Genomic DNA, 26,538 nt, shown 5'->3' with positions numbered 1-26,538 from the left:
AAAACGACAAAGGGTGCTTTACGGCACCCTTTTTTGTTTGGCTGGACAAAATTACACGCGATTTTGCGTATAAGCAGCTAGCTCATCCATTGAGGTTTGTGCAACGACTTCGCCATCAATGTAGTAAGTGACAAACTCACCATCGCGCACACCCATGAGTGTCGCCTTCTCGCCGTTACTGTAAGTAATATCCATTTGAACAGTATTCTCATCGATTTGCTGCATTCGACCCTGCTCAATAACACGGTTATTCGCTAACGGTGCAATTGGCGCCGTCGTTAACGATTTATCTAACTGGTGATTGACATCGATATAAGTATCCATCTTTGTATCGAAGATATGTGGCTTACCATTTAAAGGGTTCTTACCCGTCCAAAACTCTAGAGAGTTAAACACGATGTAGTCCGCTGCGATTGCGACACCATAAACAGGTGCTAAAAGCATGTTTAGACCACCTCGAGCGTAACGGTTGTCTACAGCTTTCAAGTTAAACCCCATGACATAACCTGTCACGGCATTACTGCCAACGCAACCTGAAAGTGAAACTGCTACAGCAGTCAATGCACCAATTTTAGCAATTGCCTTTTTCATCAAAACCTCTAGTTAGAAATGTTAGACCTCAAATTCGGCGCGGATATTATCGGATAAAAAGTAGGGTTAAAAGTCCGTTTTTTTGTCCTTCATTATCAGTATTATTTTTAATACAGTCACATTTTTTAAGGCTATGATTGTTCTTCCTTCTGTGCCTCTCGTTATGTATTAAACTGATAGAAAAGATCATATTGAAAACAAAAACTTCACACATGCTGAGATTTCGCGCATGACGATTAAAGTAATTTGTCGTGTCCTTAATGAGAATGATTAGTGCGATTTTGCAGCAATTGTTACATTGCTGATAACGCATTTGACAGAGATGGTTTATGGCCAGAAGTAAAAAAAGCAAAGTGTTTGAGCTCTTAGGGCATCAAATACAACCAGGACAACGATTAGAGATCGAATTTGAAGCAGCGAAGCTATACACACATTCGCCTTTATCTATTCCTGTGGAAATCATCCATGGGAAACAAGAAGGGCCTGTGTTAATGGTCAATGCTGCTATCCATGGTGATGAGCTTAATGGCGTAGAAATCGTTCGTCAGATCATTAACCAACTGGATCCACAAAAACTGAAAGGCACTGTCATTGCAGTACCTATCGTTAACGTGTTTGGTTTCATCCATAAATCACGGTACTTGCCCGATCGACGAGATCTCAACCGTTGCTTTCCTGGCAGTGAAAAAGGCGCGCTTGCATCTCGAATGGCACACGGGTTCTTTAACAACATTGCCAAGCGTTGTGACTACATCTTGGATCTGCACACCGGAGCCATTCACCGCACGAACCTGCCACAGATTCGCGCAAACTTAAGCAACCCAGAAACTCTGCGTATTGCTCAGGCGTTTGCGACGCCAGTGATTGTTGATTCAGCATTGCGTGATGGCTCTTTACGCAGTGAAGCAGAAAAATGTGATATCCCCGTGCTAACCTACGAGGCTGGCGAAGCATTGCGTTTTGATCCACTGTCAATCAGCGCTGGTGTACTCGGGGTTCGGCGTGTAATGCAAGCCATTGGCATGCTGCGCGCTAGCCGAAAAAAGCTGCCTGAGCCTATCATAGCGAAGTCCACCAGCTGGGTTCGTGCGTCAGGTAACGGTATTTTGCGTACTGTCGTTAATCTGGGAGACAAAGTGGAACAGGGTGAAACTCTCGCCTATATCAGCTCTCCTCTTGGACATGATGAGGTAGAGCTCAAAGCGCCAAAGCGTGGCTTGGTGATCGGTCAACAAACTTTGCCACTGGTTAATGAAGGCGATGCGATCTTCCACCTCGCTTACTTCAACCAAGGTGATGATTCGGTAGAACAAGCCGTTGAAAGTTACATTGAAGGACTGACCGAGTTCGATGTCGAGCCACTGACTACCGGACAGATCCCGTTAGAAACTCAGTAATTCCTACCAAGTACGCACTTGATTAGCTCGAAAGGAGCAACAGTGCTCGCACCATCTTGTTTAAAAGCCAATGAGCTCAGCGTCCATGATGCTGGGCTTTTTGTTTTCTGTAAGCTAACGATACTCATCGTAGTTTCCACGAATGGATAAAAAACTTTACAAGCCATCGCAAAAACACATTTGATAATTAATCTCATTATCATTTATTAATCGTAATAATGTTCTTATAATCCGAGCTTCATAAAAACACTATAAATCATCAATATGAAACGATTAAAAAGTCATCCATTCAAAGTAAATCTCATTTCACTAACTTTGCTCTTCCCTCTTTATTCATATGCCGAGACAACGCCAAATGAAGAACTTGAAGTCATCGGTGTGCGTTATGCCAAACCTATTACCATTGCTGAGCCTGCGCAAACCACCATTGATTGGTCAGAGATTGAAGAGCAACAGTACTCTAATTTTGCCTCAATGATCGATGCCGTTCCGGGCGCATCATTAGATGGTGGCGGTCGTTCTGGTGGCGAACGTATTAACATTCGTGGTTTTGATGATCCAAGCGATATCGCCGTATTTGTCGATGGCGCTCCTATTGGCTTTCAACAATACCGCTACGGAACTTTCTTTTTTGATCCGTTCTTGATTGGTGAAGCAGAAATTATCAAGGGCGCGCACGACTATCGAGCACTCAACGGAAAGTTTGGTGGCTCAATTCGTATTAAAACCAAGAGTGTCGATGACCTACTGTACGGCAATAGAAACTTTGGTGCTCGCATCTCAAGTGCATATAACACCAACGGCGATGAGAATGCTTACACGCTAACACTCTATGGTAAAAACGATGCTGGTTTTTATTTTCTAGCGAATGGCTCTGTAAAAGATTCTGATGACATTAAAGTCGGTGGTGGTGAAACGCTGGATTACTCAGGTTACGAGCAAGAAAACATGCTCGTAAAAGTCGGTTATGAAAACAACGATCACGAGTTTGAAATTAGCCACACTCGCTACAAAGATGAAGGTCGTAAACCTTGGGCTAACCGCCGCGGAAAAATGCCTAACATCACTGAGTACAACATCAAGAAATACGGATCATTAGAAAAAGCCAAATACGCATACACCGTCGATAATAAATACACGGATAACACCACGACCATCTCTTACCACTACATGCCGACTAACCCGTATATTGATTTCAATATCAAAATGGCACGTTCTGAAAACGATCGTCACTGGGTTCGCCCTGACGTGGCATTCGAGAAAATGTTCGTTTCTGTTGGCAGTTACGGTCACGAGTCTTGGTTGAGTTACGAGCGTGACTATGTTGATGTGTTTAACCAAGCGCAACTCGGAGACCACACTCTAGTGACAGGGCTTCAATATCAAAAAACCGATAGAGACTCATTAGTATTCAACGCATCATACGACAGTAATGAAGCCAAAAACTACGGTTGGTATACCCCTTACTACGAACCATCTGGCACTCAGTCAATTTATGCGGCTTACATTGCTGATCACTATCAAGCAACAGACCGTTTAACCATCACACCTTCTCTGCGTTACGAATACATCAAGAGTGAAGGAAAAGGGAACGCCGCGCCGGATTATAATGATCCAGCCGCCGGACATGACTACGGTGAAACGACGCATAAAGGCTTTAGCCCACGTTTGGATATCGACTTTGATGCGACCAATAATACGCGTTTAAACGCCTCCTACGCCTACGCTTTAAAAGCACCAACCGTTGATAACATCTACTCAGTGCAATATGCGCGAGCTACCGCTACGGCTACTGCTTTGAATCTGGACGTGTCTCGTATCCATGCTTATCAAGCAAGCGTTATCAACTTAACGGAAGGGCTGGTGAACTCTCGCGATAACCTCGCAACAGAGTTAACTTTGTTCTATAACGATGTTAGCGACACAGTTGATATACGAACGGGCGAAAACCTCGACAAAAATACTACTGAGTTACAAAGCTGGAATACAAACCTAGATGGCTTTAAAAACTACGGCTTTGAGCTAATTTCACAATACCGGATTGAAGATTTCTACAGTAATTTCTCAGCAAGTTACATTCGCGGCAAAAACAAAGGCAGTCTATCTGACTCCACAGGTTCAGATGATGATCACCCTGATGTGCCACCATTAAATATCAACTTAGGTTTAGGTTACGAATGGATTCCAGGTTTACGCACTGGCTGGGAAGTCCGTTGGTATGATGCGCAAACCAAAACCAAGGCAAGCGGTAACAATTTAAAAGTGAAATCGCCAAGTGAGCAATACACGCTACAAAACGCTTACGTGGTTTGGGAAATACAACAAGTCGAAGGCTTGAGTGTTGGCGCGGTTGTGAAAAACTTAACCGATCGTTACTACGAAGCATACCTATCTAATGGCGTGCCTTCGCCTGGTCGCGAAGTCAAACTGCACCTCACTTATCAATACTAACCATACCTAAAAGATGCAGGGCAGACATTAACTGCCCTGCTGTTTCTTAACGAACAACCATAATTGCACACCGTTTTATTTATCAGTACTATCATTTCTTTTTGCTTGCATACACACTATGAACAACTTAAAAACACTGTTTCTTCTTGCTTGCTTCGTTCCAGCAAGTCAAAGCCTGGCGCAGCCCTCTGAGAGCATTGCTGACTACTTACAAGAGCAGAGTCAGCACCAAGTTATTGAGGATCATTACGCACAACCAACAACAAATAATCTGAATCTAGACGCCAAAGCAAACGCGTTAACTTGGCATGAAGAAGAAAAGCCGGATCACTGTCGTTACGCCAAGCAGCCTAAAGACGTCGCAACACATTTCGACTACGGTGAAGCAAACGATCTATCTGACGGATTGCAACACTTTGATTTACCAGAGAGGCACTCGGCAAAGGGCAAGTCAACACATCGCACTTATGCTAATAACCCTCACCTTCTTCCTGGCAATAAACAATTTGCAGCCCCTGAAGACGGTACGTTTAGCCTGTCTGTATCTTCGGATTGTTTTTAAGTCGATACAATAAAAAATGCCCTGAAACAAAGCTCAGGGCATTTTCACTTTTTGTTTGATGGGTGACGTCACCATCTCACCGACTTGAATCTATTCTTCGTCAGCGTCTACTTCAGCGTCACGTGCTTTGCGGGCTTCTTCTTTACGAACTTTTGCCGCTAGTTGTTCTGCTTCACGCTCTTGACGTTGCGCGGCTTTACGCTCGTTACGAACCACTTGGTTTTGGATAAAACCAGCCAGTTCTTGTTCAGCCCAAGCTTGTGCTTTCTCTTCGCTGTCAAAGCCAGTTTCACGCTTTGATACTACAGTCTTACGAGATGTCACTTGGCGAGTGATTTCTGCGCTCCAGCCGTTACGTTTTTCAGTGACGCGGATAGCAAATTTTGGATTCTTAGACATTTCTTTCATTTCCTAAGGGATTTAGGGATCAATCAGGGATTCGGTCAACTTGATAACTCCATCTAAGCTGAGCTGTTTAACACCATCCCTTGGTAAGCGCGGTATTAGAGCATAAAAGTAATCTAAACGCTGCAAGTTTTTTATGCGAGATAATAGATGACAAAGAAGAGACAGAACAAAGCAACGTTTCGCCTAGTCACGAGAAAGAGCGACGAAGAAAAAAGAGTGATAAGAAAAAAGAAAGCGCTGGTCTCTCAACCAACGCTTTACTTAAGCTAGATTAACCTGAGGTTAATTAACCGATATTCTTACGTGCATTTTGGAACATACGCATCCAAGCACCATTTTCACCCCAACCTTCCGGAGCCCAAGAGTTTGCAACTGTGCGGAATACGCGCTCTGGGTGAGGCATCATGATAGTTACGCGACCGTCTGCTGTTGTTAAACCGGTAATCGCGTTTGGCGAACCGTTCGGGTTGTTCGGGTATTGTTGTGTTGGGTTACCGAGGTTATCCACGTAACGAACCGCAACCGTACCTGATGCCTCGATCGCTGCTAGGTGCTCTGCATCACGTACTTCTACACGCCCTTCTCCGTGGGAAACCGCGATTGGCATGCGCGAACCTGCCATACCGTCAAAGAATACAGAATCAGATTTCTGCACTTCAACTAGGCTAAATCGCGCTTCAAAACGCTCAGATTCGTTGCGCACAAAACGTGGCCACAAGTCTGCACCCGGGATAAGTTCTTTCAGGTTTGATAGCATCTGACAACCGTTACATACACCTAAAGAGAACGTCTCTTCACGGTTGAAGAAGGCTTGGAACTGTTCACGAGCTTGTGCGTTAAACAGGATAGACTTAGCCCAGCCTTCACCCGCACCTAGTACGTCGCCGTAAGAGAAGCCACCACAAGCTACTAGGCCATGGTATTCATCCAGAACGGCTTGACCCGTTAGGATATCACTCATATGAATGTCGGTTGCTTCAAAACCTGCGCGGTCAAACGCTGCTGCCATTTCAACGTGGGAGTTAACACCCTGCTCACGTAGAATCGCCATCTTAGGTTTAGCACCTTTCGCAATGTACGGTGCTGCAACGTCTTCATTTACGTCGAAGCTGAGCTTAACGTTTAGACCCGGGTCAGAGTTGTCTTTCTTAGCTTCGTGCTCTTGGTCAGCACACGCTGGGTTATCACGTAGACCTTGCATCTTATGCGTTGTTTCAGCCCAGATAACGCGTAGTTCGGTACGTGAACGTTCAAGCACAACTGCATCACCAGAAGTGATAATAAAGTCGTCTGAAGCGTTAACTGAACCAATCACATGTGAACATGCCTCTAAGCCGTTTGCCGCCAGAGTAGATAGAACTGAATCCAGATCATCATTCTTAACTTGAACAACCGCACCTAGCTCTTCGTTAAATAGAACGGCTAGCGCATCATCACCCAGCTCTGCGATGTTCGCTTTTACGCCACAGTGACCCGCGAACGCCATCTCAGCCAGTGTAACAAATAGACCGCCATCGCCCTTATCGTGGTAAGCCACTAGCTTGTCATCACGTACTAACGCTTGCATTGCATCAAAGAAGCCTTTTAGCTGCTCTGCGTTATCTACGTCAGCAGGTTTATCACCAAGCTGTTTGTATACTTGTGCCAATGCTGTCGCACCTAAGCGGTTTTTGCCGTTACCCAAGTCAACAAGAACTAGAGAAGTATCGCCTTTGTCAGTGCGTAGTTGTGGAGTCACGGTCTTACGTACGTCTTCCACACGACCAAATGCCGTGATAACTAGCGACAGTGGAGAAGTGACTTCTTTACTCTCGCCGTTCTCCTCCCACTTGGTTTTCATCGACATGGAGTCTTTACCAACTGGGATCGTCAAACCTAATGCAGGACAGAGCTCTTCACCCACCGCTTTGACTGCTTCATAAAGACCGGCATCTTCACCTGGGTGACCCGCTGGCGACATCCAGTTCGCAGACAGTTTAATGTGTTTAATATCACCGATTTCTGTTGCCGCAATATTCGTTAGTGACTCACCAACCGCTAGGCGAGCCGATGCACCAAAGTCTAGTAATGCCACTGGCGTGCGCTCACCCATCGACATTGCTTCGCCGTGGTAAGTGTCATAGCTTGCCGCTGTTACTGCACAGTTTGCTACTGGTACCTGCCAAGGGCCAACCATTTGATCACGAGCAACCAGACCCGTTACTGTTCGGTCACCGATAGTAATTAGGAATGTTTTTTCTGCAACCGCTGGAAGACGAAGTACGCGATCCACCGCTTCATTAAGCTCAATACCTTCACGAACAATGGCAGGGCTTTCCACTTTTAGTGTGGTTGCGTCACGGTGCATCTTCGGTGGCTTACCAAGTAGGATATCCATTGGCATATCGATTGGCGTATTGTCGAAGTGAGAATCTTCTAGCGTTAGATGACGCTCTTCTGTCGCCACACCCACCACTGCATATGGTGCGCGTTCACGCTTACAGATTGCATCGAATGCTTCCATGTTTTCTGGCGCTACCGCAAGAACGTAACGTTCCTGTGATTCATTACACCAGATTTCCAGTGGGCTCATGCCCGGCTCATCGTTTGGTACATCGCGTAACTGGAACTTACCGCCACGCTCACCGTCGTCGACAAGTTCAGGCAATGCGTTAGAGATACCGCCCGCGCCCACATCGTGGATAAATGCGATTGGGTTGTCGTCACCTAGCTGCCAACAACGGTCGATCACTTCCTGACAGCGACGCTCCATCTCTGGGTTTTCACGCTGTACTGACGCGAAGTCCAGATCTTCTGCTGACTGACCAGATGCCATCGAAGACGCCGCACCACCACCAAGACCGATGTTCATTGCAGGACCACCAAGTACGATTAAGCTCGCACCCACTGGAATTTCTTTCTTCTGCACGTGTTCGTCACGAATGTTACCCATACCACCAGCAATCATGATTGGTTTGTGGTAACCACGGATTTCTTCACCCGCGTGAGAGGTCACTTTTTCTTCGTAAGTACGGAAGTAACCCAATAGATTTGGACGACCAAATTCATTGTTGAATGCCGCGCCGCCTAGAGGACCTTCAAGCATGATGTCTAGCGCGTTAACAATACGACCTGGCTTGCCAAAGTCGGTTTCCCATGGCTGTTCAAAACCAGGAATACGTAAGTTAGAGGTTGTAAAACCAACCAGACCCGCTTTTGGCTTACCGCCGATACCCGTCGCGCCTTCGTCACGGATCTCACCGCCTGAACCAGTCGATGCGCCCGGCCATGGAGAGATTGCCGTTGGGTGGTTGTGCGTCTCTACCTTCATCAAGATGTGTGCATCTTCATGGTGGTAAGTATATTGGCGTGATTTTGGATCTGGGAAGAAACGACCCGCTTTAGAACCCGTCATAACGGCCGCGTTGTCTTTGTATGCAGACAGTACATAGTCAGGTGTCGTTTCGAACGTGTTTTTGATCATTTTGAACAGAGACTTAGGTTGATCTACCCCGTCGATAGTCCAATCTGCGTTAAAAATTTTGTGGCGACAGTGCTCTGAGTTCGCCTGAGCAAACATCATCAATTCAATGTCGTTTGGGTTACGCCCAAGCTTAGTAAAGTTCTCTACCAAGTAATCAATTTCATCTTCTGCGAGTGCCAAGCCTAGGAAAACGTTTGCTTCTTCAAGCGCAAGACGACCGCCCGCTAAGATATCAACATGCGCCACTGGCTTAGGCTCAGCGACTGTAAACAGCGCTGACGCAGCTTCAAATTCTGTAAATACCGTTTCCATCATGCGGTCATGAATTAACGCTTTGACAGCGCCAACTTGAGCTTCTGATAGAACAACTGAAGATTCGACATAATAAGCCGTACCGCGCTCTAGACGTTTCACTTTATCCAAGCCACAGTTAACAGCGATATCGGTAGATTTAGAAGACCAAGGCGAGATAGTGCCTGGACGAGGCGTAACAAGAAGTAGAAGACCTTCTGGCTCATGCTCTTCGATGGTTGGGCCGTAAGTTAGTAACTTTTCAAGTTTTTCTAACTCTTGGTCATCAAGGTCAGACTTTAGATCGGCAAAGTGCATAAACTCGGCATAAATGCCAGTTACAGGCAGATCTTGTTCACGACAAAGTTCCAGTAGTTTATTAACACGAAACTCAGAAAGAGCTGGGGAGCCACGCAAAATTCTCATGTGCTTAGGTCTCTTATGCAATTGATTAAGGTGATATTGGAATAAATTCAGACACTTAAAATAAGCCCTGTCGAACCTATGCCGATTCCACCTCGTCATTGCGAGCGCATTATATAGCAATTGTTTTTGTGATGTAACACCAAAAGCAACCGTTTGCGTCATTTTTTTTGTCAAATTTGAATTACGACTAAAATGTCGATAAAACACACAATGTCACGCTATAAGTGTGTGATTCACTTTGCCCCATGAGCTCGCTTTGATATAAAGGCAAATAGAAATTTCCTAAGATGTACCTATTAATGCAAATAAGCCAGCTCAACCGACTCAAGCGCAGCGCTCTAATTTTTGTTTCTGTGCTACTACTCTCTGCCTGCCAGATTGAGTCGGAACCCAAAAGTGAATTCGAAAAAATTCAGGAACGTGGCGTGCTTCGTGTTGGCACGCTAAACAATCAGCTTTCCTATTATATTGGTCCCGATGGTCCCGCTGGGTTGGATTACGAATTGGCGCGTCAGTTTGCGGAGCAGCTTGGCGTCAAGCTCGAGATTAAACCTGCCTTTCGCCAAGCCGAGCTTTTTCCAGCTCTTAAGAAAGGAGATATTGATCTCATCGCTACGGGCTTAAATCAAACGTCACAAGCGGTAAAACGCTTTAGACCTGGCCCTGCTTATTATTATGTAAGCCAACAAGTTGTGTATAAAAAGGGGCAACTTCGACCACGTGATATCGAACAGCTGATTGAATACCAAGCATCGAAAGATAGCGAATCTGACGAAGATACAAATGCAGGCGCACAAACATTAAAGATCGTCGAACAATCGCAATATGTTCCGACCCTAACCGCATTAAAGAAGCAATACCCAGAGCTACAGTTTGAAATTGTTGGCGATGCTGATACGAGAGACTTACTTAAATATGTATCCACTGGTGAGTTGCGTTTTACTGTGACTGACTCTGTAGAACTTTCCCTAGCTCAGCGCCTTTACCCCGATCTTGCGCTCGCGTTTGAACTTACAGAAGATCAACCAGTATCGTGGTTTACTCGACGCTCTGAAGACGAAAGTTTGTATGCGATGCTGATAGAGTTTTTCGGTAACATTAAACAATCAGGAGAACTGTCCACTCTCGAAGAGAAGTACATTGGTCATATTGAAGCATTTGACTACGTTGATACTCGCGCATTCATTCGAGCTCTGGATGACAAATTGCCTAAGTGGGCACCTTTATTCCAAAAGTACAGCGAAGAGTTCGACTGGCGCTTAATTGCAGCATTGGCGTATCAAGAATCACACTGGAAGCCAGCGGCAAAATCGCCAACGGGTGTTAGAGGGATGATGATGCTTACTCTGCCAACAGCGAAAAGCGTCGGGGTAACAAACCGTTTAGACCCTGAGCAATCTGTTCGTGGTGGTGTCGAGTACTTACGTCGCATTGTAGGTCGCGTGCCTGATAGCATCAACGAGCATGAAAAAATATGGTTTGCCCTGGCTTCATACAACATTGGCTATGGCCACATGATGGACGCACGACGACTTACTAACGCGCAAGGTGGCGATCCAAACGCTTGGGCGGATGTAAAAGACAGATTGCCTTTACTGCGTCAGAAGCGTTACTACAGTCAAACTCGCTATGGGTACGCCAGAGGTGATGAAGCGCGTAATTACGTAGAAAATATTCGACGTTACTACCAATCCATCATTGGTCATGTCAGCCAAAGACCAGCGATTGATGAGAATAGCGATGACTTGCAAGTTATCCCGCCGCTCAACCCTGACATTTTGATATCAGGAGCAGTAGAGACCGTTGTAGAGCAAATATCTGGCGCTTCTGACGTCACGGTTGAAGAAGACACCGAACAAGAAAGCCCTGAAGAATAGACCCGCTGTAAACTAAAAAATGACGAGCCCATGAGCTCGTCATTTTTGTTGAGTCCTAGCGAAAACTTATCTAGAATCCAATATTCTGAGTGACACCAACCACACTCAATCATTCCTATGGTTGGTCGCCTTTTCTTCACCATTAGTTAAACTGATTGCTTTGTAACAGATTGCTTCGTAACCACATGGTTTAGCTCACTTGAGGAAGCGGCGCTTTCGGCTACGCTCTGCCGAAATAACGTCACTCCTATTATTAAGCATCGTATTGAAATTGTTTGCTGGCTCTGTGCAATGCAGAAGTCAAATGAAGAACGTTAAACCATCAAATGTTTAGTGCGATTATCGAGCCTATTGTAAAGCATCGATGAACCGCTATTTACTGGTATAAGTCTTGTCTGCAGGAGGTTTTGAATATGAGAAGACGTAGAGTGCAGTCAAAGCGTTTAAATAACACAGTAGCTGCTATCCGACGTAAACGTAAACTGACATGTATGAAAAAGAAAGTAAGTTCACGTAATCGTGTTTTTGTACATTTAGTCAATCACTAGTGCGTCCAAGCAAACATCTACCACGTTGTAGGTGTTTGCTAGCCCTCACTACTCCCACTACCTTGTTCGCTCTCTCCATTTTCTAATGCTTTTTGTGCTTGTTTCTTTGCTTTAATTTCCTTTCGGCGACGCTTAAAAAACGCTTGTAGCTGAGTGCGGCACTCATCTTCTAGTAGCCCCTTTTCAACCAAGGCGTAATGGTAAGCAGCTTGGCTTTCAAACAAATTAAGCACTGTTCCTGCTGCTCCAGCTTTTAAATCTGGCGCTCCAAAAACGACCCGCTTAACGCGGCTATGCAATAAGGCTCCCGCACACATTGGGCATGGCTCAAGTGTTACATACAAAGTCGTATCCAGAAGGCGGTAATTTTCTAGCTTTTGGCCTGCTTTACGCAGTGTTTGAATCTCAGCATGTGCGGTAGCGTCATGGGTGCCAATAGAGCGGTTCCACCCCTCAGCGATAATTTCACCATCTTTGACAAGCACTGCGCCGACAGGTACTTCCCCCTCAGCTTCTGCTTGCTCAGCAAGCTCCATCGCTCTGCGCATAAACAATTCATCTTGAGGGGAAAACGGATGGTTAGACAAAGGAGGCTCCAAAGAAACAAAAAACGATTGAAGTCAGGAATTTTATCACCAACTTCGGTTTCACTACAGCAACACATCACGGGACAAAGTCTGCAACTCCAAAAAACTAGTTACAAGACCTATCGATGTTCGTTTTACGAGAACAAAAAAGCGCAGATCGAAGACCTGCGCTTTTTGGCTGCCAATTAGCGGCTTTCACACCCTACACGTTTTTACATTGTGTAAGTGTAAGGAGCTTGAATGCCTAGCGGGATACCTACCATCCAATAAGCAACTAGGAAGATAGACCAACCGATCAGCATTGCGATCGAGAATGGCATCATTAGTGACGCAAGCGTACCGATACCAGCCGACTTCACATAACGCTGACAGTAAACCACTACAAGAGGGAAAAATACCATTAGAGGTGAAATGATGTTCGATACTGAGTCACCCACACGGTAAGCCGCTTGAGAGAGCTCAGGCGAGATACCAACCGCCATTAACATTGGCACTAAGATTGGACCAATTAAAGCCCATTTTGCCGATGCAGAACCAATAAGTAGGTTTACAGACGCAGTTAGAAGGATCATACCAATGATGGTCACTTCACCAGGTAAGTTCATCGCTTTCAGACCTTCTGCACCATATAGCGCCAGCATCGTCCCAATGTTCGATTGAGCAAACGCAGACAAGAATTGGGCACAGAAGAATGACATGACAATGTATGCGCCCATGGTCGACATAGTATCAGCCATCGCTTTGATAATGTCGTTGCTGGTCTTGAACGTTCCAGACACTTTACCGTAAACGTAACCAGGAATGATAAACAGAATAAAGATCAACGGCACGATAGACTTCATGATCGGTGCTGAGAAGGCCGTAATTTCACCTTCAGGCGAGCGTAGCGCTGATGTTTCTGGAATTAATGCTGCAACAAGTAAGGCAATACCCGCCATCATTGCCCAACCAGCATAACGAAATGCTTTTGATTCCAGTTCAGTAAATGAGCCTAGGTTTGGCGCAGTTTCCGCATCGTCATCAATTGGCATTTTTGACAAACGAGGCTCAATGATTTTTTCTGTCACGTACCAACCAATCGCTACAATAATGATGGAAGATAGGCCAGTAAAGAAGATGTTCGCTAATGGGTTAACCACGTATTCAGGATCAAGAACCTGCGCCGCGGTTTGCGTAAAGCCTGCAAGTAGTGGATCGATACCAGAAGGGATAAAGTTTGCAGAGAAGCCACCAGATACACCTGCAAATGCTGCCGCAATACCCGCTAGAGGGTGACGACCTGCCGCATGGAAGATAATACCGCCCAGAGGAATAACCAGAACATAGCCTGCATCTGCCGCAGTATGCGACACAATAGCAACCAAAATCAGCATTGGAGTAAGAAGCTTAGCTGGCGTGAAGTTCAGCATCTTCTTAAGACCCGTCGTAATAAAGCCCGAAGAATCTGCAACACCCACACCTAGCATTGCGACAAGTACGATACCCAGTGGCGCAAAGCCAGTAAACGTCGTCACCATGTTAGCAAGGAAACTTGCTAGCGCTTCGCCTGTAAGTAAATTAGTGATGGTAAGAGCTTCGCCCGTTCGAGGGTTTGGAAGATCGAATGATACATTCGATAAAAGTGCTGACGCCGCCCAAGTAATGATCAATGCCCAGAAGAACAAAATCGCAGGATCAGGAATTTTGTTACCTGTCCTCTCGATAAAGTTTAAAAAGCGCTCCATCCCGCTCGGCTTCGATGATGGTGCCTTATTTACAGCTTGGTTACTCATGGTAACTCCATAGTGAATGATGTTGGTGCCAAGGCCTATTTGAGTAATTATGACGGCCTACTATCCAACGAGTATTCTAGTAAACACTAATGGAGAAAGCACAAGGTTCTATATTTTTTTTCATAATTGGAGACATATTTTGCAAAAACACCACTTCAATTAAACATAATAAAAACAGTAGCACATCAACTCAATTAACAGTTCAAAAACCATTTATTAACCGTGCCAAATCCGGTATCAAACAGGAATTACACCCGCATTTGTCTCAGCGCATGCATGCAATTGAACTTAGTTTTCGAATTCACTGTACTGTGAAATCATAGTTTTCAGCTGAACGGATTGCGTCTGCCCCATTCTATCTTCCCAACTTGTTGTGATGATGATCGTCTTTAGTGAACCTGATACAGTAGCAGGTGGCACATCCCACTCCACCGTGTACGCTCCAGTGGCGGAAGATCCTGTCACGATAGAGGCAAAACTGGCAGTAGAAATCGTAGAAAGCGCATCCGAAGCACCACGCGTTCGGAACCATTCAAGCTGGTTCTCTGTTAGACGCAATGCTTCAATACTTTTTATGGCATATTCGGATTCGCGTTCTAGATACACGTTTAGCTTCGTTAAACCTAGAGCCCCAACACCGATAAGCAGAAAAGAAATTAGAACTTCAAGAAGGTTAAAACCTTTTTGTTTAGAGATCATTCCAGGAGCCCTTTTTCCAGCGGAAATTAATAATCGGATCAACGACCTCATCAATGTTATCTCGGTTGTATGCAAAATTTAGAGAGTTAACAAAATAAGCACTATAACCTGGACTATCTAACACTTGTCCCCCCGAAAAACTAAATGAACCACGCTGCAGGTAAACGACTTTATCTAGAGCAAGCGTGGGAAAGTTAGCCGCATCCCCAAAATGATCTTTGGCCTCGAACAAGTTCCAATGTGTATCTAAATCTGTAAGTGAATTAGTCGTAAGTTGATAGAGCATACCAGGGAATGTCATTGAACCATGTACAGCAAAAATACCATCTTGAACCACAAGTAATATTGGAGCTTCTCCAGTAGCGGCAAAAGCTTCATTAAGATAATCAATGCCCCCTTTGATTGGTATCCCATCAGAATCATTCTCATACTCTCCAGAGCCATTCTTTTTCGAGGAAGTAAACTCACAGGACCCAGTAACCCAAATATGCGTTTTCCCTGCTGAAATTTGCTCCCCAACTTTCTTTCCACAATCAGTAACGACTTGGTTAGCTGAGTCGTCGTAATCAATCGTAGTAAACCCCCAGCCTGATTTCACCGAGTTCCAGTCACTGCGTGGCTCTCTAAAAATGTCGTAAAATGGCTCTAGGTCTGCATCTTGAATAAAGTCCTCTCCGTAACCTGAGTCAGAAGAGGTCACACTCATATGTTCCGATTTACAATCTATATTGTTGTGAACAAAGTCAGCATAAGGGGCAGAACCATGTATAACCCCTTGGTTTGTCGCTCCAGCACGTGAGTGAAATGCATTCTTATAGCGAATAGCAACACACTCCCACCCACTTCCTACAAATTCACCAGGGTCTGGTGTTGAAAATGCAGAGCTACCATTAACGTATAAATCTGTACTACTTTTTATTGCTCCGGACGCTCTTCCTCTTGAAAGGATAAGTTGTTTTTCAACGGTCCGGCTGGAGTTTGGAACTGGCTTACTTAACAGCTTGTTGTCGGGTTCCAATGCTAATTGATGTAAACCTAAAGGCGTTTCACATCGGCTTGAAATTAGTGAAGTTGCAGAAGAAACATCACCGGTACTTTGAACTAAAGAATAGAAACACTCCAATCCCCCTTCAGCACGCCAATGCTCTTGTCGTGATTCAATTTGATTATTGGCACGCTTGATCTGATAAAAAAGAGACTTGTAGCTACCAAGCGACATCATTAACGCTGCGACAAGTAATACACTGACAACGAGTAACGCTACTGCACCTTGTTGTTTATTCATTATTGCCAGTTCCTTTGCATTGCAGTAAACGACTGCTGAGTGCGAATATCAGTCACATCTTTCAATTCGGTTCCCAATGTAACGGTCACCAGTGCACTTTTTGCATCAGTGTTTTCTAACAGTTCACTAGTAAGGTCAAAACGATTAACGTGAATAACTTTCTTATCAAAAAGATTTTTACATGAGCCAGTGCCTGCAAGGTTAATCACGTCATCAACATCCCATATCGTTGTTTGCTTTTTTTCACAAACAAATAGCGACTCTGGCGTGCCAACTCGTTGCTCATAAGCTACGTTTTTATATAAAGGAAAAGCGCCAGAAACACCTATGTAATAGGCATAAGCAATCACACCTCTATCAACATCATCGAGAGTGTAAATGGTGTTCGATGAGCCAGATATTTTTATAGAATGGCCATCGTTACCATCAAAACCAGCACGCTGAATGTCACTCTTGAGCATTTGCACAACACTTTCAGAGTTCTGTAACAACATTAGCTCTTTCGACCGTTCCATTATCACCCTTTGACCACTCACATAAATTGCCCCCACTGTCGCAAGAGAAATAAGCCCAAGTGCAGATGCGATCATAAACTCAACAAGGCTTGCCCCTTTTTGTTTAAACATAATCATCCTTTTAAGAGCAAGTTGAATAACCGTAATATTCTGTATTGCTGCTATCACTACACACTCGCACGCGAGCAGACAAAGTGTGGGAAATAAGTTTGAGGACTTTTGAAGGTTCCCCTACGGGATAAAAACGAATACTGCCTGATGACGGACGGCCATAAACGTCGTCAAAACTGATTTGGTCTGAAGCGTAGCTAGGTGTAACGACGATCCCCTCATAAGGTGTTCCTGAAAAAGAGAACAAAACTGTCCCTTCCCCCTCCGTTCCGTTATCAGTAAGCTCGATACGCCAATTACCATCACTGGATGAACTACCGGGCATGATGATGTGTGCCCAAAGTCTTTCACGCTGTAATACTGCTTCAGACTTGCCTTCAATAACAAAGCCATGCAATTCATTAGCTAAGCGCTGCATTTTGTTGGTTTCAAAAACATTTTGGAAAGATGGTGCTGCAAACGCCAATATAATACTCAGTACAGCAACAGTAATAAGAAGCTCCAACAACGTAAACCCGCGAGGCATTTCCCAAATTCCTATGTAAACGGCAAAAGGGCCGTAATTCATCTTGCACAGATGCTATCACCTGCCAAAAATAGGCGGAAAAGTGAAAAGGAAACTACTCGTGATGATTCGAATTTCTCGCTGTAACAGCTACAAAAAAAGATTGGGAGGGATGACATTGATCGAATTACTGATAGCCGTAGTGATTGTCGGGATCATTGCGGCTGTCGCCTACCCTTCTTACACCAATCATGTGCTCAAGTCTCATAGGACGGTTGCCTTGAGCGATCTTAGTCGAATTCAGCTAGAGCTAGAGACATCTTATGATGGTGGGTACGACTGGAGTCATATTATCTCTGGAGGCACATGCACTCTATGCGATTCAGACACAGATAGATTTTCTTTCAATATTGCGAGCTCTGCAAGTACGGCCTATACCATTACAGCAACAGCAAAATCGACTCTGGGACAAGACGACGACGAGTGCTTGACTGGCGCTAAAACGATTACTTTAACGTCAACAAATGTCGAAGAACCAAGTGATTGCTGGAATTAAAAAGAACACCGAGATGCAAAAAGGCCTGCATTTTAGCAGGCCTTTGTATTTGTGCTTTTCACTAACGTCTTAGCTGGTTAAATCATCAAAGAATTTTTTCACACCGTTGAAAAAGCCTTCTGATTTAGGCTTGTGCTTTGTCGCCGCTTCACCACCACAAGACTCTTCAAACTCTTTAAGCAGCTCTTTTTGGCGTGAGCTTAGGTTTACTGGTGTTTCAACAACCAACTTAACAATCAAGTCACCGATACCGCCACCGCGGACGCCTTTCACACCTTTACCACGCATGCGGAACATACGACCTGTTTGCGTTTCTGAAGGCACTTTTAGGCTTACGCGACCATCTAGAGTTGGTACCTCAACTTCACCACCTAGAGCCGCCATCGCAAAGCTTACAGGCACTTCACAGTATAGGTTGTTACCATCACGTTCGAAGATATGGTGCTCTTTCACGTGCACTTGTACATACAAGTCACCCGCTGGAGCTCCCATTTCTCCCGCTTCACCTTCGCCAGATAGACGAATACGATCGCCAGTATCAACACCTGCAGGGATCTTAACGTTAAGTGTTTTAGTTTTCTGTTTACGGCCTTGACCATGACACTCATTACAAGGGTCTTTAATGATTTTACCTTTACCGTGACAGGTAGGACAGGTTTGTTGCACTGCGAAAAAGCCTTGGCGCATCTGTACTTGACCATGACCATGACAGGTACCACATGTTTCAGCAGATGAACCTTTCTTCGCGCCACTACCATCACAGGTATCACAGTGTACTAGTGTTGGTACTTCGATCTCTTTCGTTACACCACGAACCGCCTCTTCTAGCGTCAGTTCCATGTTGTAACGTAAGTCCGCACCACGTTGAGCACGGTGACCACCACCGCCACGACGACCACCACCAAAAATGTCGCCGAATACATCGCCAAAGATGTCGCCGAAATCAGCACCGCCGCCACCAAAGCCGCCGCCACCGAAACCACCGCCGCCTTGTTCAAAAGCAGCATGACCGTACTGGTCGTACGCCGCTTTCTTTTGAGGGTCGGTCAGAACTTCGTACGCTTCTTTTACTTCTTTAAACTTGTCCGCCGCAGACTCATCACCCTGGTTTCGGTCTGGGTGGAATTTCATCGCTAGACGCTTGTACGCCTTTTTGATATCGCGCTCTGAGGCATCACGGCTTACGCCTAATACTTCGTAAAAATCACGTTTTGACATGTTCTTCGTCACCAATTAATTACTACAAACGGCATCGATTCACCGCTTGGTGTTTGTATCGTTCTAGGTAAGTGTACTTATCCGCAACATACTTAACTAGAAAGACAGCGTTTACAAACATACGGGCGTAAGAGTTGCCCCAAACGCCCGCACACGAAGTCTTATCGACCCCAGATGGCTTTGCAGCCATCTGGTTAAGAAATATTATTTCTTGTCGTCTTTAACTTCTTCGAACTCAGCATCTACAACGTCGTCTTCTTTAGACTGTGCATCGGCGTCAGCACCTTGTGCTTGCTGCGCTTGAGCTTGTTGTTGAGCGATTTCCATCAGTTTTTGAGAAGCGGTCATCAGTGCTTGAACTTTAGCATCGATAGCTTCTTTGTCTTCGCCTTTGCGCGCTGTTTCTAGCTCAGAAATTGCTGCTTCAATCTTCTCTTTCTCTTCTGCAGGTAGTGCTTCACCAGCTTCTTCTACTTGCTTACGAGTACCGTGAATCATTTGGTCAGCTTGGTTACGTGCAGTCGCTAGCTCTTCGAACTTTTTGTCCGCTTCTTTGTTAGCTTCTGCTTCTTGAACCATTTTCTCGATGTCTTCATCGCTTAGACCGCCAGAAGCTTGGATAGTGATCTTCTGCTCTTTACCAGTCTGCTTGTCTTTCGCTGACACGTGTAGGATACCGTCCGCATCAAGGTCAAAAGTAACCTCGATTTGTGGCATACCACGTGGTGCAGGCTGGATGCCTTCTAGGTTGAATTGACCTAGAGACTTGTTGTACATCGCTTGCTTACGCTCACCTTGTAGAACGTGGATAGTAACCGCGCTCTGGTTGTCTTCCGCTGTAGAGAAAACTTGGTTCGCTTTAGTTGGGATAGTTGTGTTCTTCTCAACTAACTTAGTCATTACGCCACCCATTGTCTCGATACCTAGAGACAGTGGAGTTACGTCTAGTAGTAGTACGTCTTTAACGTCACCAGCAAGTACACCACCTTGAACTGCAGCACCCATTGCTACTGCTTCGTCAGGGTTTACGTCACGGCGCGCTTCTTTACCAAAGAACTCAGCAACTTTCGCTTGAACCATTGGCATACGAGTCTGACCACCAACTAGGATTACGTCAGTGATGTCGTTTACTGATAGATCAGCGTCAGCTAGAGCTACTTTTAGTGGCTCAAGAGAGCGTTGTACTAGGTCTTCAACTAGAGATTCTAGTTTTGCACGAGTCACTTTAATGTTCATGTGCTTAGGACCAGTTGCATCTGCAGTAACGTAAGGTAGGTTTACGTCAGTTTGAGAAGTAGAAGAAAGCTCGATTTTCGCTTTTTCTGCTGCTTCTTTAACACGCTGCATTGCTAGTGGATCGTTCTTAAGATCGATACCTTGCTCTTTCTTAAACTCGTCTACTAAGTAGTTGATTAGGCGGTTATCAAAGTCTTCACCACCAAGGTGAGTATCACCGTTAGTCGCTAGAACTTCGAATGTTTTCTCGCCTTCAACTTCATCGATTTCGATGATAGAGATATCGAATGTACCACCACCAAGGTCGTATACCGCGATAGTGCGATCGCCGCCTTTCTTATCAAGACCGTAAGCTAGCGCTGCTGCTGTTGGTTCGTTGATGATACGTTTAACTTCTAGACCTGCGATACGGCCAGCATCTTTTGTAGCTTGACGCTGAGCATCGTTAAAGTAAGCAGGTACTGTGATAACTGCGCCAGTTACTTCCTCACCAAGGAAATCTTCAGCAGTTTTCTTCATTTTCTTAAGAACTTCAGCAGAAACTTGAGGAGCCGCCATTTTTTGGCCTTTTGCTTCTACCCAAGCGTCACCGTTGTCAGCCTTAACAATTTTGTAAGGCATGATTTGGATGTCACGCTGAACTTCTTCGTCTTCAAAACGACGACCGATTAGACGCTTAATTGCAAATAGCGTGTTTTCTGGGTTAGTTACTGCTTGACGTTTCGCAGGTTGACCTACTAGCGTCTCACCGTCAGTGTAAGCAATAACCGATGCAGTAGTACGTTCGCCCTCTGCGTTTTCAATTACACGTGGTTTGTCGCCGTCTAATACAGCAACACATGAGTTAGTAGTACCTAAGTCAATACCAATGATTTTACCCATCTGGCTATCTCCGAATAAATTCTATTTTCGTTTGGTTATAACCCCAATGTGGGGGGAGGAGAATCGGGTTTCAACCCTTGCTCACAAACAAAAATAATCAATGTTTGCTTCTCTATGCCACATAGATAAGGGCGGCAAAATGCTTTTCAAGGGCAGAATTAAAAAAAAGCGTCTTTTTTCGAAATTTATGTGTTTCTTTCTGATTAGTTGGGAACTCGTCACACTGCTGTAGCGCAACAAAACACCATTTCTCAGGTAAATGTATTTATGCCCGACTCTTCCTAAACAAAAAACGAGCTCATAAGAGCTCGTTTCAATATTAGGGTTAAAATAAATGATTCAAGACATTAAGCGTTCGCTTGAGCAGGCTCAGCGTCAACGCCTTCTTCTTTACCAATCTCACCTTCTGTTTTTGCCACAATGGTGTTCACTGCCGTGTCGCCCACAACGTTTGAAGACGTACAGAACATGTCATTAATACGGTCAACCGCAGCAATAATTGCCAAGCCTTCAGGTGGTAAGCCTAGTTGGTGAAGCAAAACGCCTACCATTACCACGCCGCCTCCAGGAACGCCACCAGCACCAATAGATAATAGAAGAATAGTTAAACCAAGCGTGAAGATGTCTGCGGTGTTAATTGGCTGGCCAAAAGCGTTCGCAACAAACATCGTTGCTAGAGCAATATAGATAGACACACCAGACATGTTCATCGTTGCGCCCAGTGGTACACCGAAGCCAGCAACCGATTTAGAGACCTGAAGCTTTTCTGTCAGTGTTCGCATCGTTACCGGGATAGTCGCGTTTGAGCTCGCGGTAGATAAAGAGAACAGAATCTGCTCACGAGTTGCACGTAGGAAAGTCTTTGGAGAGGTCCCTGTCGCAAGACTTACTGCCATTGGATAGAAGAAGAAGATCCAGAACACCAACATCGCAACCACCAAGGCCACATAACCAGCCACGGACATCAATGTATTGGCGTTTAGTGTTGCACCCAATTGAATCATTAGCGCGAACACACCATATGGCGCAAGACTCATCACTAACCCAACCAGTTTCATCATGATTTCATTTGCCATTTTGAACGTGCGGATGGCAGGACCACCACGAGAATCCAAAGCTTGAATTGCAAGACCTGTCAGAATTGCCATGAAGATGATTTGCAGCATGTCGCCGTTAGCAAACGCTTGTACTGGGTTGCTAGGAACAATGTTAACAACTAGAGAGAAAATGTCCGGCGTTTCTGTCGTCGTCAGCTGTACGGCCTCAGATACCGTTCCTGCCAGATTAGCACCCGCTCCTGGCTGGAAAATCAAACCAACAGTCAAAGCCGCCGTAATCGCAATGATGGTGTTAAGAATGTAGAGGGTAAAAGTTTTTCCACCAAGACGACCAAATGCACTGATGTCTTTCAAGTCAACAATGCCGCATACGATTGAAACGTAAACTAAAGGAACAACAAGCAATTTGATCAGCGAGACAAACATGCCGCCAACGCCTTCTGCTGCTCCAAGTAGGTATGTATCAAAAATCGCAATACCGCTAAATAAGTACTGAATTGCTGTTCCGAGCACAAGGCCGGCAAACAAGCCTATAAAAATCTTACTAGAAAGCGATTTATCCATTATAAATCTCCGATATGTTGTGTTTGCTATTTACATCTTTGTAGTTATATATGCTTACTTTTAAAGCATTAGTCGCAAATCATACACACGAAGGTTACAAAATAAAGTGATAATTTACATTTTTGTTAACGGAATTGTTGTAGAAAAAATGACTATCTTTACATTCCTATGCAGGACAAACATTCACACAACGAATGATTACAATTACTTATAGCCCTCTTCGTTCATAAACACGCAGTGAGATGAGAAGAAATCTCCTATAGGAAAATAATTAACCAATAAGAAAAAATATGAAGGGGATCAAACTTCCATTTTATCGATATACAATGAAGCTCATTACAACAACTTACGTTTAAAACAAAAAAGCGCTCATCAAAAAATGATGGGCGCTTTATATTTGAAAACAGGCAGTTAAGGTTATTTAGCAACCATTACCATTGCCGGACGAATCACACGGCCGTTTAGTTCGTAGCCTTTTTGCATAACAAACATAACTGTGTTTGATTCATGATCAGGGCTTTCCTGAATCGACATCGCTTGATGGAACTCTGGGTTAAATGCTTCACCTTCAGGGTTGATTGCTTTCAAGCCAAATTTCGCCACAACGTCGACAAACGTTTTGTGTGTTAACTCAACACCTTCTAGGAACGGCTTAACCGTTTCATTCTCTGTATCTGCCGCTTGAATTGCACGCTCTAGGTTATCAATAACAGGAAGCAACTCTTCGGCAAACTTGTTCAACGCAAACTTACGTGCTTTATCGATTTCTTGCTCGGTACGACGACGCATGTTTTCTACTTCAGCTTTAGAACGCAACACCGCATCTTGCTGCTCTTTTACTTTTGCCTCGCTAGACAGTAGTGCCGCTTCTAGTTGAGCAATCTTAGCGTCTGTCTCATCACCAATTTCTTCAAGCTCAGCTTCTACTTCTTGTGCTTCAGCTTCTACTTTTTCAGCCTCTTCGATGATTTGATCAAGCTCTTCTTCTGTAACTTTGTTTTCTTCGTTGCTCATGATATCTCCAGAATTCAACATAATGCCCTTAAAGCCATGCGCGTTTTTGCGGGCTTTAACCACATAAAAATTCGCATATTTAGGTGACTTGCCATTATTATGGGGATGAAGATTCCTGATTCAAGCCTCTTTAATGCGGAAATGCTATGAAAAATCCATGTAACGTGATCGCGATTATCGGAAAACCAAGAGATCAACAAGCAATTCAAACTCATAAAGAGTTGTACCAATGGCTGACCTCTGAAGGCTATAAAGTATTTATTGACGATCGCCTTGCCGCAATACTGGATGATATCCCGCAGAGTCAATTTGCCAGTTTAGTTGAACTAGGAAAAAATGCCGATCTAGCCATTGTGGTTGGTGGGGATGGCAACATGCTAGGCGCGGCAAGAATTTTATCCCGATTTGATGTTCCAGTCATAGGGGTGAACCGTGGAAACCTAGGCTTCTTAACTGACTTAAACCCAGACGAGTTCCAAGCGTCTCTGCAAGCGGTACTCGACGGTGAGTATATTGAAGAAGAGCGCTTTCTCTTAGAAGCGGAAGTACACCGTCACGGGCAAATTAAAAGCCACAACGCTGCGCTAAATGAAGCTGTACTTCACCCAGGGCAAATTGCCCATATGATTGAATTTGAAGTGTACATTGATGAAAGCTTCGCCTTCTCTTTACGAGCCGATGGTTTGATTGTCTCTACACCAACGGGCTCGACCGCATATTCGCTTTCTGGCGGTGGTCCAATTCTTTCGCCTAGCTTGAATGCCATTTCACTCGTGCCAATGTTTCCTCATACCTTGTCGAGTCGACCTTTGGTGGTTGATGGAAAGCGTCGAATTAAATTGGTGGTGTCACCAGAGAACCGAGGAACACAAGAAGTTAGCTGTGATGGACAAGTGTCTCTCCCTGTTTCTCCAGGAGACGAAATCCACATCTATCAAAGTCCAAATGTACTAAAGCTCATCCATCCAAAAGACTACAGCTACTATCACGTCTTACGGAATAAGCTTGGCTGGTCTAGTAAATTGTTCTAACACTTGTTACTCAGGGAAATGACTTCAATAAAAAAGCCAGTAGCTTAATTGCCACTGGCTTTTGGCTTTCTTAGACAAGAAATAGACACAAAGTAGTGAGGCGACACGATATTTGCTGTCATTAAAGAGAAGTTTATAAATTTTGATCCTGTGGGCAAAGTTTACACAAAAGATAGAAAAGCAAATTCAATGATCTATGTCCGGTGATATTCTCACCATGAATAGAGTATTAACTCTATTTCATAAAATCAATAAAGGACATATTATGAAGAAAACCATCATTCTGTCTGTTCTCAGTACATTAGCACTTATTGGCTGCCAATCAGAGGAAACGCAAGTCAACAGTGTATCCAACGCAAAAGCGGAAGATATCACTAAGACGAAGCGTGCCCTCGCTCAACAATTGAGTGAGAACTATGCTGCCATTGAACCCATGTTGAGAAGAGATATTACTCCACAACAGACTAGCGTCTCTGTATCAGCATTTGTTCAACAAAACCCCAACTCCGAGTTTAGCCGTCAGCTTGTACAAGCTGACACTCAAATTCGTAGCTGGAAAGGTATTTCTGAATACTCAGATCAGTTGCTGGAAGTTCGTTTAGCGAATGAGAGCATGATAACAGCATGGCAAAGTGGCGAGGTCGAGCCATTATTTGCATTTGAACCAAGTGGTGATGATGAGAATTGGCAATATATCGAAGCATTTGATGTGTATGGCAACATCCATCAACTCGATGTTTACCAACTCCCTGAGGTACCTGTACTCGTTGTTGATAACAACAGCTCTGCAGAGCTAAAAGCAGGCTTGCAAGCTATGCAAGCTGAGATGAAAAAACTCGGTCAGCCAGCTTTAGTTCAACCATATATTGCTGATGAACAACGCCAAAATGCACCGCTATTGTCAAGTAGCACAGTGGGCGAAGCGGCTCCAATTCAAACAACGCAGTTGAAAAAGATCCGTCTAGCCGATGACAAAGAACCTTGGATCTCTGGCAAGGCAGAAATCTACGCTATCGTAACGGGCGTCAATCCAAGTCGTGATGAACCTACTCTCGATTTAGTAGAGCTTCCATACTTAGACTACGATAACCAAGATTACTACCCAAATCAGATCATTATTCACTGGTCTCGTTACCGTTGGGGCGCTGCGGACATCGTGCTCATGGAACAAGATGATGGTACAGACTATAAACAGTTGGCAAAACTCCTTGTTCAAGTTGCTGGAGAAGTGCTGAAAGCGATTCCAGATCCAGAAGTTCAGGCTTACGCGATTATTCCGCAAATCACGAATAAGATCATCGACACGATCCCTGACGGCGTCCTAACGAATGATGATGACTTCGTCGACGTTTACTACACACTAATGCAAGACACATCATACGTGGATCATCCAGGTGCTGGTGTGAATGCAGTAGTCACATTAGAGCCGCTCACGATTAACCCAACTCGTCCGTAACCTGTTCAATTTTAATGAGTCGTTGTAATCACTTC

General features: G+C 44.6%; 20 protein-coding genes. 7 read left to right on the top strand and 13 right to left on the bottom strand.

The features are described 5' to 3' along the window. Positions 1-51 precede the first annotated feature (51 nt). Positions 52-591, bottom strand: coding sequence for a DUF3332 domain-containing protein (locus L3V27_RS19595; RefSeq protein WP_237312569.1), 540 nt, complete (start codon positions 589-591; stop codon positions 52-54). Positions 592-920: 329 nt separating this feature from the next. Between L3V27_RS19595 and L3V27_RS19590 the strand changes: the two genes are divergently transcribed. The 3 genes from L3V27_RS19590 to L3V27_RS19580 all read left to right on the top strand — a co-directional run bounded on the left by L3V27_RS19590 (position 921) and on the right by L3V27_RS19580 (position 5,001). Beyond that, on the top strand, positions 921-1,988 hold the full coding sequence (locus tag L3V27_RS19590; protein ID WP_005391426.1) for a succinylglutamate desuccinylase/aspartoacylase family protein: 1,068 nt from the start codon (positions 921-923) through the stop codon (positions 1,986-1,988). Between the two features lie 264 nt (positions 1,989-2,252). Then, entirely contained in the window at positions 2,253-4,439 is a 2,187-nt protein-coding gene (locus tag L3V27_RS19585) for a TonB-dependent receptor (protein ID WP_237312567.1), read from the top strand. A gap of 118 nt (positions 4,440-4,557) precedes the next feature. After that, entirely contained in the window at positions 4,558-5,001 is a 444-nt protein-coding gene (locus L3V27_RS19580; RefSeq protein WP_114323826.1) for a DNA-directed RNA polymerase subunit beta, read from the top strand. 90 nt (positions 5,002-5,091) lie between these two features. Here the strand turns inward: L3V27_RS19580 and L3V27_RS19575 are convergent, their stop codons facing one another. After that, positions 5,092-5,400, bottom strand: coding sequence for a DUF3622 domain-containing protein (locus L3V27_RS19575; RefSeq protein ID WP_005391432.1), 309 nt, complete (start codon positions 5,398-5,400; stop codon positions 5,092-5,094). Positions 5,401-5,695: 295 nt separating this feature from the next. Continuing rightward, a complete protein-coding gene (gene purL, locus L3V27_RS19570; protein WP_237312613.1) occupies positions 5,696-9,589 on the bottom strand; it encodes a phosphoribosylformylglycinamidine synthase in 3,894 nt (1,297 codons plus the stop codon). A 299-nt stretch (positions 9,590-9,888) separates the two neighbouring features. Here purL and mltF point away from each other — a divergent pair, with 299 nt between their 5' ends. Next, positions 9,889-11,466, top strand: coding sequence for a membrane-bound lytic murein transglycosylase MltF (gene mltF / locus L3V27_RS19565; RefSeq protein WP_237312611.1), 1,578 nt, complete (start codon positions 9,889-9,891; stop codon positions 11,464-11,466). Positions 11,467-12,052: 586 nt separating this feature from the next. On the opposite strand, the gene tadA is transcribed toward mltF, so the two are convergent. From tadA to L3V27_RS19535, 6 genes are all read right to left on the bottom strand, one after another. Next, complete coding sequence (gene tadA, locus L3V27_RS19560; RefSeq protein WP_237312565.1) at positions 12,053-12,601, bottom strand: tRNA adenosine(34) deaminase TadA; 549 nt, start codon at positions 12,599-12,601, stop codon at positions 12,053-12,055. Between the two features lie 212 nt (positions 12,602-12,813). Beyond that, entirely contained in the window at positions 12,814-14,373 is a 1,560-nt protein-coding gene (locus L3V27_RS19555; protein ID WP_005383758.1) for an AbgT family transporter, read from the bottom strand. 288 nt (positions 14,374-14,661) lie between these two features. Further along, entirely contained in the window at positions 14,662-15,072 is a 411-nt protein-coding gene (locus tag L3V27_RS19550) for a prepilin-type N-terminal cleavage/methylation domain-containing protein (RefSeq protein WP_031780848.1), read from the bottom strand. Then, entirely contained in the window at positions 15,062-16,357 is a 1,296-nt protein-coding gene (locus L3V27_RS19545; protein WP_065645092.1) for a hypothetical protein, read from the bottom strand. The genes L3V27_RS19550 and L3V27_RS19545 overlap by 11 nt, the downstream gene beginning before the upstream one ends. Continuing rightward, positions 16,357-16,983 carry a pilus assembly protein PilW gene (locus tag L3V27_RS19540; RefSeq protein ID WP_104971338.1) on the bottom strand — a complete coding sequence of 209 codons (627 nt, stop codon included), beginning with the start codon at positions 16,981-16,983 and terminating at the stop codon, positions 16,357-16,359. Before L3V27_RS19540 ends, L3V27_RS19545 begins: the two co-directional genes overlap by 1 nt. A gap of 10 nt (positions 16,984-16,993) precedes the next feature. After that, entirely contained in the window at positions 16,994-17,509 is a 516-nt protein-coding gene (locus tag L3V27_RS19535) for a GspH/FimT family pseudopilin (RefSeq protein WP_065645090.1), read from the bottom strand. Between the two features lie 103 nt (positions 17,510-17,612). Between L3V27_RS19535 and L3V27_RS19530 the strand changes: the two genes are divergently transcribed. Beyond that, positions 17,613-18,044 carry a type IV pilin protein gene (locus L3V27_RS19530; RefSeq protein ID WP_237312609.1) on the top strand — a complete coding sequence of 144 codons (432 nt, stop codon included), beginning with the start codon at positions 17,613-17,615 and terminating at the stop codon, positions 18,042-18,044. A gap of 69 nt (positions 18,045-18,113) precedes the next feature. Here L3V27_RS19530 and dnaJ read toward each other — a convergent pair whose 3' ends face one another. From dnaJ to grpE, 4 genes are all read right to left on the bottom strand, one after another. After that, the gene (gene dnaJ / locus L3V27_RS19525; RefSeq protein WP_005391453.1) at positions 18,114-19,262 is read right to left on the bottom strand and encodes a molecular chaperone DnaJ; all 1,149 of its coding nucleotides are present in this window, start codon (positions 19,260-19,262) and stop codon (positions 18,114-18,116) included. A gap of 204 nt (positions 19,263-19,466) precedes the next feature. After that, positions 19,467-21,380 (bottom strand): molecular chaperone DnaK, encoded by a 1,914-nt coding sequence (dnaK, locus tag L3V27_RS19520; protein WP_005391455.1) that lies wholly within the window; start codon positions 21,378-21,380, stop codon positions 19,467-19,469. Positions 21,381-21,727: 347 nt separating this feature from the next. Continuing rightward, the gene (locus tag L3V27_RS19515) at positions 21,728-23,002 is read right to left on the bottom strand and encodes a dicarboxylate/amino acid:cation symporter (RefSeq protein ID WP_012842090.1); all 1,275 of its coding nucleotides are present in this window, start codon (positions 23,000-23,002) and stop codon (positions 21,728-21,730) included. Between the two features lie 417 nt (positions 23,003-23,419). After that, on the bottom strand, positions 23,420-24,016 hold the full coding sequence (gene grpE, locus L3V27_RS19510) for a nucleotide exchange factor GrpE (RefSeq protein WP_012842091.1): 597 nt from the start codon (positions 24,014-24,016) through the stop codon (positions 23,420-23,422). A 146-nt stretch (positions 24,017-24,162) separates the two neighbouring features. Here grpE and nadK point away from each other — a divergent pair, with 146 nt between their 5' ends. Then, positions 24,163-25,047: an NAD(+) kinase gene (nadK, locus tag L3V27_RS19505; protein ID WP_005391462.1), complete on the top strand. Its 885-nt coding sequence runs from the start codon at positions 24,163-24,165 to the stop codon at positions 25,045-25,047. 265 nt (positions 25,048-25,312) lie between these two features. After that, positions 25,313-26,503, top strand: a complete 1,191-nt coding sequence (locus L3V27_RS19500) for a DUF3103 domain-containing protein (RefSeq protein ID WP_005391464.1) — start codon at positions 25,313-25,315, stop codon at positions 26,501-26,503. Positions 26,504-26,538: the final 35 nt, after the last annotated feature.

The organism is Vibrio sp. J2-3(2022) (genome assembly GCF_021725735.1).
GTDB classification, from domain to species: Bacteria; Pseudomonadota; Gammaproteobacteria; order Enterobacterales; family Vibrionaceae; genus Vibrio; species Vibrio diabolicus.
The sequence above is the reverse complement of the archived record's forward strand: the minus strand, read 5'-3'. Positions and strand labels throughout refer to the sequence as shown.

Bases quoted from the DNA above. Each gene is read 5' to 3' on its own strand.
- L3V27_RS19595 (WP_237312569.1), bottom strand. From the start codon at position 591: ATGAAAAAGGCAATTGCTAAAATTGGTGCATTGACTGCTGTAGCAGTT.
- L3V27_RS19590 (WP_005391426.1), top strand. From the start codon at position 921: ATGGCCAGAAGTAAAAAAAGCAAAGTGTTTGAGCTCTTAGGGCATCAA.
- L3V27_RS19585 (WP_237312567.1), top strand. From the start codon at position 2,253: ATGAAACGATTAAAAAGTCATCCATTCAAAGTAAATCTCATTTCACTA.
- L3V27_RS19580 (WP_114323826.1), top strand. From the start codon at position 4,558: ATGAACAACTTAAAAACACTGTTTCTTCTTGCTTGCTTCGTTCCAGCA.
- L3V27_RS19575 (WP_005391432.1), bottom strand. From the start codon at position 5,400: ATGTCTAAGAATCCAAAATTTGCTATCCGCGTCACTGAAAAACGTAAC.
- purL (WP_237312613.1), bottom strand. From the start codon at position 9,589: ATGAGAATTTTGCGTGGCTCCCCAGCTCTTTCTGAGTTTCGTGTTAAT.
- mltF (WP_237312611.1), top strand. From the start codon at position 9,889: ATGCAAATAAGCCAGCTCAACCGACTCAAGCGCAGCGCTCTAATTTTT.
- L3V27_RS19555 (WP_005383758.1), bottom strand. From the start codon at position 14,373: ATGAGTAACCAAGCTGTAAATAAGGCACCATCATCGAAGCCGAGCGGG.
- L3V27_RS19550 (WP_031780848.1), bottom strand. From the start codon at position 15,072: ATGATCTCTAAACAAAAAGGTTTTAACCTTCTTGAAGTTCTAATTTCT.
- L3V27_RS19545 (WP_065645092.1), bottom strand. From the start codon at position 16,357: ATGAATAAACAACAAGGTGCAGTAGCGTTACTCGTTGTCAGTGTATTA.
- L3V27_RS19540 (WP_104971338.1), bottom strand. From the start codon at position 16,983: ATGTTTAAACAAAAAGGGGCAAGCCTTGTTGAGTTTATGATCGCATCT.
- L3V27_RS19535 (WP_065645090.1), bottom strand. From the start codon at position 17,509: ATGCCTCGCGGGTTTACGTTGTTGGAGCTTCTTATTACTGTTGCTGTA.
- L3V27_RS19530 (WP_237312609.1), top strand. From the start codon at position 17,613: ATGATTCGAATTTCTCGCTGTAACAGCTACAAAAAAAGATTGGGAGGG.
- dnaJ (WP_005391453.1), bottom strand. From the start codon at position 19,262: ATGTCAAAACGTGATTTTTACGAAGTATTAGGCGTAAGCCGTGATGCC.
- dnaK (WP_005391455.1), bottom strand. From the start codon at position 21,380: ATGGGTAAAATCATTGGTATTGACTTAGGTACTACTAACTCATGTGTT.
- L3V27_RS19515 (WP_012842090.1), bottom strand. From the start codon at position 23,002: ATGGATAAATCGCTTTCTAGTAAGATTTTTATAGGCTTGTTTGCCGGC.
- grpE (WP_012842091.1), bottom strand. From the start codon at position 24,016: ATGAGCAACGAAGAAAACAAAGTTACAGAAGAAGAGCTTGATCAAATC.
- nadK (WP_005391462.1), top strand. From the start codon at position 24,163: ATGAAAAATCCATGTAACGTGATCGCGATTATCGGAAAACCAAGAGAT.
- L3V27_RS19500 (WP_005391464.1), top strand. From the start codon at position 25,313: ATGAAGAAAACCATCATTCTGTCTGTTCTCAGTACATTAGCACTTATT.